Raw genomic sequence first — 12981 nt, forward strand, 5'->3', positions numbered from 1 at the left:
CTCTATCAGATGAATTTTGCAAACAGGGTAGCGGCTACCAGCGTTACTACCACCAGTACCACAAAGCGTGCCTGGCGAGCCGGAGTGCTCATGGTCACACGGGTCGGAACCGGTGTAGTACCCACGTCGTTCTTGGTATAGAACGGCATGCCCAGGAAGAACGCAAAGTAGATAAAGGAGAACAGCTGAGCCACGATGGTGCGCAGGTTGGTCGACGGCAGTGCACCCAGAATACCCAGACCGATAAAGGCGGTAATGAACAAGGTCAGCATGATCTTGAACTTAGGACCACGGTAACGGATCGACTTCACCGGGGACTTATCCAGCCACGGCAGGAAGGCGATCAGCACCACGGCAGCACCCATGGCCAGCACACCCCATACCTGGGTACCGGCAAACGACGGTATTGCACGCAGAATGGCGTAGAACGGGGTGAAGTACCATACCGGCGCAATGTGCGGTGGGGTCTTCAGCGGGTCAGCCTGGTCGAAGTTCGGATGTTCCAGGAAGTAACCACCCATTTCCGGGGCAAAGAACACGATCGCCGAGAACACGATCAGGAACACGGCCACACCCAGCACGTCTTTTACGGTGTAGTAAGGGTGGAACGGAATGCCATCCAGCGGCTTGCCGTCTTCGCCTTTCAGTTTTTTGATTTCCACGCCGTCAGGGTTGTTGGAACCCACTTCGTGCAGGGCGATCAGGTGGGCTACCACCAATGCCAGCAGAATCAGCGGTACGGCAATCACGTGCAGGGCAAAGAAGCGGTTCAGCGTCGCATCGCCTACCACGAAGTCACCGCGGATGAATACCGACAGGTCCGGGCCGATAACCGGGATGGAAGCAAACAGGTTAACAATCACCTGCGCACCCCAGAACGACATCTGACCCCATGGCAGCAGATAGCCCATAAAGGCTTCAGCCATCAGCACCAGGAAGATCAGGGTACCGAATACCCAGACCAGTTCACGTGGCTGCTTGTAGGAACCGTAGATCACACCACGGAACATATGCAGGTAAACCACGACAAAGAACATGGATGCGCCGGTAGAGTGCATGTAGCGGATGATCCAGCCACCCGCCACATCACGCATGATGTATTCCACCGAGGCAAACGCTACCGGAATGCCAGCGCCGTTCAGCGTGCCATCCGGTTTGTAGTTCATGGTCAGGAAAATACCGGTAACGATCTGGATCACCAGCACCAGCAGTGCCAGGGAGCCGAAGAAGTACCAGAAGTTGAAGTTTTTTGGGGCGTAGTACTCGGTGACGTGTTCTTTCATCATCGAGGACAGCGGGAAACGCTCATCCACCCAATTGAGGATTTTTTGGCCAGTGCTCATGTATTTTCCCCTCGCTTACTTGTCATCGCCGATCAGCAGCGTGGTATCGGTCAGGTACTTGTGCGGCGGAATTTCCATGTTCTTTGGCGCCGGCACACCGTTGTAGACACGGGCAGCCAAGTCAAACTTGGAGCCATGGCATGGACAGTAGAAACCGCCAACCCATTTCGGGCCCAAGTCGGCAGGCGCCAGGTCCGGACGGTGGGTCGGAGAACAGCCCAGGTGGGTACAGATACCCACGGCTACCAGCACTTCCGGCTTGATGGAGCGGGTAGCGTTCTGGCAATACGCCGGCTGCTGCGGCGCTTCCGATTTCGGGTCCAGCAGATCACCTTCGATAGTCGACAGGTTTTTCAGCTGCTCAGGTGTACGGGACAGTACCCATACCGGCTTGCCACGCCATTCGACGTTGATCTTCTGGCCCGGCTCCAGCTTGCTGATGTCCACTTCTACTGGCGCACCTGCAGCCTTGGCACGCTCAGAAGGTGCAAAGCTCATCAAAAACGGGACAGCCACACCGGCTGCCGCCACACCACCAACCGCGCTGGTGGCCACCGTCAGAAAACGACGGCGCCCCGCATCAACGTGTTGTTCACTCATTACAGTCATCCTCAAACGTGGAAACCGAGCTATAAACTTGAAACTTTACAATTCTACCCGATTCCATGAGGGAACTTGAAGCGCATATGCGACAAATCGCCTCATTGACAACAGGGGCTTAGTTTTCAGACCGGGTTAAAGAGATCGATAAATTGCACATCCAGGGCAAAATCATGTGCCAGCCACTCGCCTAGCGCCTTTACACCATAGCGTTCGGTGGCATGATGGCCCGCCGCGATGAAGCTTACGCCAGTTTCATTGGCCAAATGCTGATTTTGCTCAGACACTTCGCCAGTAATGAACACATCCACCCCTAAAGCGATGGCTTGTTCGAAATAACCCTGCGCCCCACCGGTACACCAGGCCACACGCTGCACGCTACGCGTCTTGTCCCCTAGCAGCAGCGCTTCGCGCCCCAGGCTGCGGCCAACTTGCTCGCGCAAGGCATCGGCAGTACAGCTTTGTGCCAGCTCACCGGTCCAGATCAGTGGCTCCGCCACGGACGGGGCCCTATTCTGCAAGCCCAATACCTGGCCCAACTGCGCGTTATTGCCCAGCTCCGGGTGCGCATCCAACGGCAAATGGTAGGCAAACAGGTTGATGTTGCTGCGCAACAACGCCGCAATGCGCTGGCGCTTGATACCGGTAATGGCCGCCGCCTCGCTTTTCCAGAAGTAACCGTGATGTACCAGAATGGCATCCGCCTGCAGGCGGATGGCTTCGTCGATCAAGGCTTGCGAGGCGGTAACGCCGGTTACCACGCGGCGGATCTCGTCGCCGCCTTCTACTTGCAGCCCGTTCGGGGCGTAATCCTTGAAGCGCCACGGCTCCAGCTTGCCGTCCAGCACTTTGAGCAAATCTGATCGTTTCATATTGACGCTCCGCGGGATAAAGCCGGCATTGTGCCAGACTGCGCGGGCAAAACAATGCGGCCAACCTGGTGAAAGGTTGGCCGCAATGCCGTGCCGCATAAAAAACCCCGCACCGTAGTGCGGGGTTCTGGCTTCGCTGGGGCGAGGCAGCTTACATCATGCCGCCCATGCCACCCATGCCGCCCATGTCTGGCATGGCAGGCTTGTCTTCCGGCAGCTCGGCTACCATGCAGTCGGTAGTCAGCATCAGGCCGGCTACGGAGGCTGCGTGTTGCAGCGCGGAGCGGGTTACTTTGGCTGGATCCAGCACGCCCATTTCCAGCATGTCGCCGTATTCACCGGTAGCGGCGTTGTAACCGAAGTTACCTTTGCCTTCCAGCACTTTGTTTACCACTACGGATGGCTCGTCGCCGGCGTTCTGCACGATCTGGCGCAGCGGGGCTTCGATGGCTTTCAGTACGATCTTCACGCCGGCAGCCTGGTCGGCATTGGCAGTTTCCAGATCGGCCAGGGTGGAGCGGGCACGCAGCAGGGCTACGCCACCGCCAGGAACCACGCCTTCTTCAACGGCAGCGCGGGTAGCGTGCAGCGCGTCTTCCACGCGGGCTTTCTTCTCTTTCATTTCCACTTCGGTAGCGGCGCCAACCTTGATCACGGCAACACCGCCAGCCAGTTTGGCCACGCGCTCTTGCAGTTTTTCACGGTCGTAGTCGGAAGTAGCGGCTTCGATCTGCTGACGGATCTCGGCAACACGTGCCTGGATCAGCGCGGCATCGCCTGCGCCATCGATGATGGTGGAGTTTTCTTTACCCACTTCAACGCGCTTGGCTTGGCCCAGCATGTCCAGGGTCACTTTTTCCAGGGTCAGGCCCACTTCTTCTGCAATCACGGTGCCGCCGGTCAGGGTAGCGATGTCTTGCAGCATGGCCTTGCGACGGTCGCCGAAGCCTGGCGCCTTCACGGCTACCACTTTCAGGATGCCGCGGATGGTGTTCACTACCAGGGTAGCCAGCGCTTCGCCTTCTACGTCTTCAGCGATGATCAGCAGCGGGCGGCCGGACTTGGCCACTTGCTCCAGTACGGGCAGCAGGTCGCGGATGTTGGAGATTTTTTTGTCGAACAGCAGGATGAACGGATTATCCAGTGCGGCAATCTGTTTTTCCTGGTTGTTGATGAAGTACGGGGACAGGTAGCCGCGGTCGAACTGCATGCCTTCCACTACGTCCAGCTCGTTCTGCAGCGATTTGCCGTCTTCAACGGTGATCACGCCTTCTTTGCCGACTTTTTCCATTGCAGTAGCAATGATTTCGCCGATATCGCTATCGGAGTTGGCGGAGATGGAGCCTACCTGGGCGATTTCCTTGGTGGTGGCGCAAGGCTTGGCGATCTTGGCGATCTCGCCTACCAGCGAGATAACGGCTTTGTCGATACCGCGCTTCAGGTCCATCGGGTTCATGCCGGCAGTCACGAACTTCATGCCTTCGTGCACGATAGCCTGGGCCAGTACGGTAGCGGTGGTGGTGCCGTCACCGGCAACGTCGGAAGTCTTGGAAGCGACTTCTTTCACCATCTGGGCGCCCATGTTTTCGAACTTGTCTTTCAGTTCGATTTCTTTGGCAACGGATACACCATCCTTGGTGATGGTCGGGGCACCGAAGGAGCGGTCCAGAACCACGTTGCGGCCTTTCGGGCCCAGGGTCACTTTAACGGCGTCAGCCAGAATGTTGACACCAACTACCATTTTTGCGCGGGCGGAATCGCCGAAGCGTACGTCTTTAGCTGCCATGCTTGAAATTCTCCAGAATCAGTTTGATAAGAGGGATGCGGCCCGGATTACTCAACGATGCCCATCACGTCTTCCTCGCGCATAACGAGGAGCTCATCACCGTCAACCTTGACGGTTTGGCCGGAATACTTGCCGAAGATAACCTTGTCGCCAACTTTCAGCTCCAGCGCACGGCGGTCGCCGTTTTCCAGGATCTTGCCGTTGCCTACGGCAACCACTTCACCCATGTCTGGTTTTTCAGCTGCGGCGCCCGGCAGAACGATGCCGGATGCGGTTTTTTCTTCAGCCTCGAGGCGCTTGATAACAACACGATCGTGCAGAGGACGAATTGCCATTTGACTCTCCTAATAGCAGTGGCTGTTGAAAGATGATTACCTATCAATTCAGCGATAGCGGACAGGTGCATTAGCACTCTGCCCTGACGAGTGCTAATCATAGGGACGGCATAGCCGGTTTTCAAGAGGGGGCAGGCCAAGATTTTTACAGTTTGCCGTCGCCGGAAATGACAAAGCCCGCCATGTGGCGGGCTGGGCAAGGTTGGCCGCAAGGGCCGCTGGCGCGTTTTACCAGACTTGCAGGTAGGCCAGCATGCCTTCTGCAGCCTGGCGGCCTTCAAATACCGCACGCACCACCAGGTCGGCACCGCGCACCTGGTCACCACCGGCGAAGATTTTCGGGTTGCTGGTCTGGTGCTTGAACTGGCCATTGGCCGGGGCCACGGTACGGCCCTGCGCATTGCTGGCAATGCCCTGGCGCTCGAACCAGCTGGCGGCTTCCACCTGGAAGCCGAAAGCCACGATGACGTGATCGCACTCGATGACCTCTTCGCTGCCTGGCACAATCTCGGCGTTACGACGGCCTTTGGCGTCCGGCGCACCCAGGCGGGTTTCGGCCAGTTTCAGGCGCAAGCTGCCATCCGCTGCCTGCTCTACGCCCATAGGCTGGCGGTTCCACAAGAACTCGACGCCCTCTTCCTTGGCATTGGCCACTTCGCGCTTGGAACCCGGCATATTGGCCTCGTCACGGCGGTAGGCACAGATCACCTTGCTGGCGCCCTGGCGGATGGAGGTGCGGTTGCAGTCCATGGCGGTATCGCCACCACCGAGCACCACCACGCGCTTGCCGGCCATGGACAGCGGTGCATCGCCGGCAGGCAGCGTATCCATGCACTGGCGTACGTTGTTGATCAGGAAAGGCAGCGCTTCCAGCACGCCAGGCAGGTCTTCGCCATCGAAGCCGCCTTTCATGTACTTGTAGGCGCCCATGCCCATGAACACGGCGTCGTACTGCTCCAGCAGCGCTTCGATTTCGACATCGCGGCCCACTTCGGTATTCAGCTGGAAGGTCACGCCCATGCCTTCCATGATCTCGCGGCGGCGTTGCACCACGCTCTTTTCCAGCTTGAACTCGGGGATACCGAAGGTGAGCAGGCCGCCGATTTCTTCGTAGCGGTCGATCACGACCGGGCGCACGCCGTTACGCACCAGCACGTCAGCACAAGCCAGGCCAGCCGGGCCGGCGCCGATGATGGCGACCTTCTTGTCGGTCCATACCACTTTGGACATATCCGGGCGCCAGCCAGCTTTGTAGGCTTCATCGGTAATGAATTTTTCTACGCTGCCGATGGTCACGGCGCCAAAGCCACCCTGCTCCAGCGTGCACGCGCCTTCGCACAGGCGGTCTTGCGGGCAAACGCGGCCGCAGATTTCCGGCAGGCTATTGGTCTTGTGCGACATCTCGGCCGCCTCGAACAGCTTGCCTTCCTTCACCAGCTTCAGCCAGTTGGGAATGTAGTTGTGCACCGGGCACTCCCACTCGCAATAAGGGTTGCCACAGGACAGGCAGCGGCCGGCCTGGTCTGTTGCGTCCACCGCGTGCAGCGGGGTGTAAATCTCTTTGAATTCGATCTTGCGCACGGCAACTTCTACTTTGTCGCCCGGGTTGCGCGAGAGCTTCATGAACTGGAAAACGTCACCCATGATCACTTGTCCTTTGCCCTTGCGGCCAACCTTGGCCGCAAGGTGCTTTTATTGCTATCAAGGGGCGGACCAACCCGCCCGTCCCTATCAGTCTTTCAGCAGGCTTTCCAGCTTGGCTGCTTTAGGCTTCACCAGCCAGAAGTAGTCGACGTAATCGTCGAAGTTTTCCAGCATGGCACGGCCGGTTTCCGAGCCGGTCAGCTCCACGTGCTTGGCGATCTTCTCCAGCAGGTAGGCACGGTACATGCCCATGGCTTCGCCGTTGATCAGGTTGATATCCACCAGCTCGTTGTTGAAACGGTAGGCAAACTTCTCGGCACGGTCGTAGACGAAGGCAAAGCCACCGGTCATACCGGCGCCAAAGTTGTAGCCGGTTTCGCCCAGCACGATCACGCTACCGCCGGTCATGTATTCGCAGCAGTGGTCACCCGCGCCTTCGATCACGGCCAGCGCACCGGAGTTACGCACCGCGAAACGCTCGCCGGCCACACCGGCAGCAAACAGCTGGCCGCCGGTAGCGCCGTACAGGCAGGTGTTACCGATGATGATGGATTCGTCCGACTGGTACGCAGCACCCTTTGGCGGGTAGATGGTCACGCGGCCGCCAGCCATGCCCTTGCCCACGTAGTCGTTGGCATCGCCTTCCAGCTCCAGGTGCAGGCCTGGTGCGTTCCACACGCCAAAGCTTTGGCCGGCGGAGCCGGTGAATTTCACTTTCAGGCAGCCAAACGGCAGGCCGGCTGCGCCGTGTACACGGGCGATTTCGCCAGACAGGCGGGCGCCGATAGAACGGTGAATGTTCTCGATCGGGTAGCTCAGCTCCAGCATCTGCTTGTTGTTGATAGCCGGCAGTGCGTCCACCAGAATCTGCTCGGCCAGCTCGCCCTTGTCGAAGGACGGGTTGGAGTCGCTGACGCAGAAGCGCGGTACGCTATCCGGCACTGTGCCTTGCGACAGCAGCGGCGACAGGTCCAGACGCTGCTGCTTGCTGGTTTTGCCGTCCTCCAGGGTGAGCATCTCCATGCGGCCGATCAGCTCTTCCATATTGCGCACGCCCAGCTTGGCCATCCACTCGCGGGTTTCCTGGGCGATGAACAGGAAGTAGTTCATTACCATTTCCGGCAAGCCAATAAAGTACTTGGCGCGCAGCTTCACTTCCTGGGTGGCCACACCGGTGGCGCAGTTGTTCAGGTGGCAGATACGCAGGAATTTGCAGCCCAGCGCCACCATCGGGCCGGTACCGAAACCGAAGCTCTCGGCGCCCATGATGGCGGCCTTGATCACATCGAGGCCGGTTTTCAGGCCACCGTCGGTCTGCACGCGGACACGGCCACGCAAGCCGTTGGCACGCAACACTTGCTGTGCTTCGGTCAGGCCCAGCTCCCACGGGCTACCGGCGTATTTCACGCTGGTCAGCGGGCTGGCGCCGGTACCGCCGTCGTAACCGGAGATGGTGATCAGGTCGGCATAGGCCTTGGCCACACCGGCGGCAATGGTGCCCACACCCGGCTCGGCGACCAGTTTCACCGACACCAGCGCCTTCGGGTTCACCTGTTTCAGGTCGAAAATCAGCTGTGCCAGATCTTCGATGGAGTAAATATCGTGGTGCGGCGGCGGCGAAATCAGGCTGATACCCGGCTTGGAACAGCGCAGCTTGGCAATCAGCGGCGAAACCTTGTCGCCCGGCAGTTGACCGCCTTCACCCGGTTTGGCACCTTGCGCTACCTTGATCTGCAGCACTTCGGCGTTCACCAGGTAGTGCGGGGTCACACCGAAACGGCCGGACGCCACCTGCTTGATCTTGGACATCTTCTCGGTGCCGTAACGCGCCGGGTCTTCGCCACCTTCGCCGGAGTTCGAGCGGCCACCCAGGCGGTTCATGGCCGTAGCCATGGCTTCATGCGCTTCCGGCGACAAGGCGCCCAGCGACATACCGGCAGAGTCAAAGCGTTTGAGGATGCTTTCCACCGGCTCGACTTCGTCGATGGCAATCGGTGTCACGCCGTCGAAATTCAGCTGCATCAGGTCGCGGAACATGGCCACAGGGCGGGTGTTCACCAGCTCGGCATACTGCTTGTAGGCGTCGTAGTCGGTATTCTGTACCGCCTTTTGCAGCGTCATTACCACGTCGGGGTTGTAGGCGTGGTATTCCTCGCCGTGCACGTATTTCAGCAAACCACCGTGGGTCACCGGGCGCATCGGGTTGAACGCCAAGCGCGACAGCAGCTTCTGGTCTTCTTCGAAGTCCTCGAAGCTGGCACCGGAAATACGCGACACCGTGCCCTTCAGACACAGTTTGACCAGGTCTTCGTGCAGGCCGATGCCTTCGAACAGCTGGGCACCGCGATAGCTGGCGATGGTGGAAATACCCATCTTGGACAGCACTTTCATCAGACCCTTGTTGATGCCCTTGCGGTAGTGCTGCAGCGCTTCGTTCACGCGCAGGCTCACGTCGCCGGTGGCCACCAGGTCGACGATGGTCTGGTAAGCCAGGTACGGGTAAACGGCGGTAGCGCCGTAACCCAGCAGGCACGCCATCTGGTGCGGGTCACGCACGGTACCGGTCTCGGCAATGATATTGGCCTTGCAGCGCAGGCCGGCGTCGATCAGCGCATGGTGCACGGCGCCGACGGCGAATAGCGCCGGAATCGGCAGACGGTTGGCCGCAATGGTGCGGTCGGACAGCACCACGATCACGGTATCTTCCTGCACCGCTTCTACCACGTGCGCCGCCAGGCGCTCGATGGCTTGCTGCAGCGTGCGCTCGGACGGGTCGAAGCACAGATCGAAGGTGGTGGTTTTCAGGTACGGCTCGGTGCGCGTGGTAATACGGATGAACTTCTCGCGCGACAGTACCGGGCTGCGTACTTCCAGGCGCTTGGCGTGCTCGGCGGTTTCCTCGAACATATTGCGCTCGGGGCCGAACACGGTGTTCAGCGACATCACGATGGCTTCGCGGATCGGGTCGATCGGCGGGTTGGTCACCTGGGCAAATTGCTGGCGCAGGTAGTCGAACGGCGAGCGCACCTTCTGGCTCAGTACCGCCATCGGGGTGTCATCACCCATCGAACCCACCGCTTCCTGGCCGTCTTCGGCCAGCACACGCAGGATCTGGTCGCGCTCTTCAAAGCTGATGTTGAACAGTTTCTGGTAGGTCAGCAGCTGCTCTTTCGGCCACGCTTCCAGGCCGGCGTCGTCCTCGATGGACAGCTCCAGACGCGAACCGGCGTCCTTGATCCATTGGCGGTACGGTTTGGCCGACTTCAGCTGCGCGTCGATGTCTTCCGGATACAGGATTTCACCGGTTTGCAGGTCGGCGGCAAACAGCTGGCCCGGCTTCACGCGGCCCTTCTTCACCACGTCTTCCGGCTTGTAATCCCACACGCCCACCTCGGACGCGATGGTGAGGATGTTGTCTTTGGTCAGCACCCAGCGTGCCGGGCGCAGGCCGTTGCGGTCCAGCATACAGCCGGCGTAGCGGCCGTCGGTCAGCACGATACCGGCCGGGCCATCCCACGGCTCCATGTGCATGGAGTTGAATTCGTAGAAGGCACGCAGGTCTTTATCGGTGGAATCCACGTTCTGCCATGCCGGCGGCACCAAGAGGCGCAGCGCACGGAACAGCGGAATGCCGCCCATCAGCAGGCCTTCCAGCATGTTGTCCAGGCTCATGGAGTCGGAACCGTCGGTCTGCACGATAGGACGGATGGCATCCATGTCGATATGCGGCGAGGTCATGATGCGTTCGCGCGCGCGGGCCCAGTTGCGGTTGCCCTGCACGGTGTTGATCTCGCCGTTGTGCGCCAGGAAGCGGAACGGCTGCGCCAGCTTCCACTGCGGCCAGGTATTGGTAGAGAAGCGCTGGTGGAACACCGCCAGGCTGGACTCGAAACGCGGGTCGGACAAGTCCAGGTAGAACTTGTGCAGGTTGTCCGGCGTGACCAGGCCCTTGTACGACAGCGTGTGCGGCGACAGGGTCGGCAGATAAAAATAAGGGTCGTCTGCCTTGTTGGCTTTTTCAGCCTGGCGACGACCCATGTACAGGCGGCGTTGGAACGACAGCTCGTCCATGCCGAAAGGGCAGTTAACGAATACCTGGTAGAAGCTGGGCAACGATGCCATTGCCTGCTCGCCACAGGCGCCGATATCGATCGGCACCTGGCGGAAGCCGGCCACTTCCAGACCCTGGGCTTCCAGGAATTCTTTTAACCGGTTGCGGCTGCGCTCGCCATGGGCTGCGTCCGGGTGGGCAAACACCAGGCCAGCGGCGTACACTGCCTTCAAGGCCATACCGGCTTCGGCGGCGACTTCACGCAGGAAACCATCCGGTTTGCGGAACAGCAAGCCACAGCCGTCACCCGATTTACCATCGGCAGCCACCGCGCCACGGTGGGTAAGCTTGGCCAAGGAAGATATGGCGGTATTGACCAGCCAGTGCGAAGGCTTGTCGTCCAGTTGGGCGATCAGGCCGAAACCACAGCTGTCTTGTTCGAAATCCGGGCTGTATAAAGTGCCCTCCAGCCAGCGCTGTCTGTCCATCTTTTGTCCCTGCTTATAATGTGATGCGAATGTTTCGATTCTAAGGTCAAGAATACTGACCCTGCAACCGCTTTTTGTGCGACGCATTATCATTTAATAAACAGTTACTTACTGTAATTTTACCACTACAGAATACGGGTTTACCCACACGTCACTTTACAATTTAGAGACACCAACATTCAAAAAAACGACTGACCTGCTCGATAGAAGGAACCCTACAAAATAATGAATTTTTAATACTGTCAGACAATAAACAAATGACATCACCTGACACCAAGCCAAACCCAGGCTCATTGTTTCGTCAACTGGCAGAACAGGCGCTGGCGCGCTCGGCTGGCGCACCACTGATAGCCGGGAACCAGATCGAGGTACTGTTTGATGCCGAGGCCAATTTCCAGGCGTGGTGGGACGGTATCGCCAATGCGCAGCACAGCGTGCTGATAGAGATGTACCTGTTTGCCGACGACGAATTTGGCCAGCAACTGCGCGGCTTGCTGCTGGAACGCCTGGCTCATGGCGTGCACGTGTATGTGCTGTACGACTGGCTGGGCTGCTGGCGGGAACACTACCGTGGCTTCTTCAAACCGTTACAGCAGGCGGGTGCCCAGGTACGCGCCTGGCAAGCGCCAGGCTGGAGCCGCGGCCTGAGCCTGCTGGGGCGAGACCACCGCAAACTGATCGTGGTGGATGGCGACACCGCCTTTATCGGCGGCTTGTGCGCCAGCTCGCGCTGGCTGCACTGGCGCGATACCGGCCTGCGCCTGCGCGGCCCGCTGCTGGGCGACGCCATGGCGGCATTTGCCGACAGCTGGGCGGCCTGCGGCGAGCCACTGCCCCCGCTTGCGGCCAACCTTGCCACCGCAGGCCATGTCAGCGCCAGGCTGATCGCCACCACCCCCTCCACTGCCAAGCTGATGCGGCTGGACTTGCTGATTGCCGGCTTTGCCCGCGAACGGCTGTGGCTGACCGACGCCTATTTCATGGGCACCAGCGCTTACCTGAGCGCTTTGTGCAATGCTGCCCGCGACGGGGTGGACGTGCGCCTGCTGGTGCCACGCAGCAGCGATATCGGCTGGATCGCTACCGTCTCGCGCACACTTTATCGCCCGCTGCTGGAGGCCGGCGTGCGGGTATTCGAATGGAACGGGCCCATGATCCACGCCAAGACCGCGGTGGCGGATGGCCGCTGGGCGCGTATCGGCTCTACCAACCTTAACGTTTCCAGCTGGCTGGCCAACCGCGAGCTCGATCTGGCGATAGAAGATGCCCAGCTGGCAGCCCAGATGGAAACCCGTTTTCTGCAGGATATCGATCACGCCACCGAAGTCGTACTCAGCGGCATGCACAAGCGGCCGGCGCTGGCCACGCCGCGCCAGCAAGGCCCACGCCTGCCTTTGCGCCAGCACGCCGCCGCCAGCGCCGCAGCCGCCGCGCGGCAAGCGGCACGGCTGGGCGAGGTACTGGACACTGCCGTACGCGGCACACGCAATGTCGAAGATAGCGAAGCCAGCGCCTTTGCCAGCATCGCGCTGGTGCTGCTAGCGCTGGCCGCCGCCATTTTGTGGCAACCCTATCTGGTGGTGATCCCCCTCGCCCTGGTGCTCGTGCTACTCGGTGGCAGCGTACTACTGCGCGCCTTGCCGCGGCTCTGGCGGCGGCGCCAGCGCAGCACGCCTAAAAGCGGTACGCCACCCGACGCCACATCGTAGCAAACACTTGTTTGTGCACGTTTTTTGATCAAATCTACTTGATGGCCTTGCAGCAATAGCTTGGTACGAAAAACTTTTTCTGCCTGTAATACTGCCGTGCAACATAAACGCCCACAATGCCGCTACAATGCGCGCTTTCTTGGGTTATTCGAA

At 59.6% G+C, this 12981-nt stretch carries 8 protein-coding genes; 1 reads left to right on the forward strand and 7 read right to left on the reverse strand.

The window, feature by feature from the left end; translation table 11 throughout:
- Positions 1-5: 5 nt before the first annotated feature.
- The 7 genes from PQU95_RS07870 to gltB all read right to left on the reverse strand — a co-directional run bounded on the left by PQU95_RS07870 (position 6) and on the right by gltB (position 11119).
- On the reverse strand, positions 6-1343 hold the full coding sequence (locus tag PQU95_RS07870) for a cytochrome b (protein WP_272751479.1): 1338 nt from the start codon (positions 1341-1343) through the stop codon (positions 6-8).
- A gap of 15 nt (positions 1344-1358) precedes the next feature.
- A complete protein-coding gene (petA, locus tag PQU95_RS07875) occupies positions 1359-1943 on the reverse strand; it encodes a ubiquinol-cytochrome c reductase iron-sulfur subunit (protein WP_147682542.1) in 585 nt (194 codons plus the stop codon).
- 125 nt (positions 1944-2068) lie between these two features.
- Positions 2069-2815, reverse strand: a complete 747-nt coding sequence (locus PQU95_RS07880; protein ID WP_272751481.1) for a Nif3-like dinuclear metal center hexameric protein — start codon at positions 2813-2815, stop codon at positions 2069-2071.
- 151 nt (positions 2816-2966) lie between these two features.
- Positions 2967-4601 (reverse strand): chaperonin GroEL, encoded by a 1635-nt coding sequence (groL, locus tag PQU95_RS07885; RefSeq protein WP_272751482.1) that lies wholly within the window; start codon positions 4599-4601, stop codon positions 2967-2969.
- A gap of 47 nt (positions 4602-4648) precedes the next feature.
- Entirely contained in the window at positions 4649-4936 is a 288-nt protein-coding gene (groES, locus tag PQU95_RS07890) for a co-chaperone GroES (protein ID WP_017510212.1), read from the reverse strand.
- A 228-nt stretch (positions 4937-5164) separates the two neighbouring features.
- Positions 5165-6580 (reverse strand): glutamate synthase small subunit GltD family protein, encoded by a 1416-nt coding sequence (locus PQU95_RS07895; protein ID WP_272751485.1) that lies wholly within the window; start codon positions 6578-6580, stop codon positions 5165-5167.
- A gap of 87 nt (positions 6581-6667) precedes the next feature.
- A complete protein-coding gene (gltB, locus tag PQU95_RS07900; protein ID WP_272751486.1) occupies positions 6668-11119 on the reverse strand; it encodes a glutamate synthase large subunit in 4452 nt (1483 codons plus the stop codon).
- Positions 11120-11412: 293 nt separating this feature from the next.
- On the opposite strand from gltB, the gene PQU95_RS07905 reads away from it, so the two are divergent.
- Positions 11413-12828: a phospholipase D-like domain-containing protein gene (locus tag PQU95_RS07905; RefSeq protein ID WP_272751488.1), complete on the forward strand. Its 1416-nt coding sequence runs from the start codon at positions 11413-11415 to the stop codon at positions 12826-12828.
- The last annotated feature ends 153 nt before the right edge of the window (positions 12829-12981 follow it).

Source organism: Vogesella aquatica, assembly GCF_028548455.1.
Classification (GTDB): Bacteria; Pseudomonadota; Gammaproteobacteria; order Burkholderiales; family Chromobacteriaceae; genus Vogesella; species Vogesella aquatica.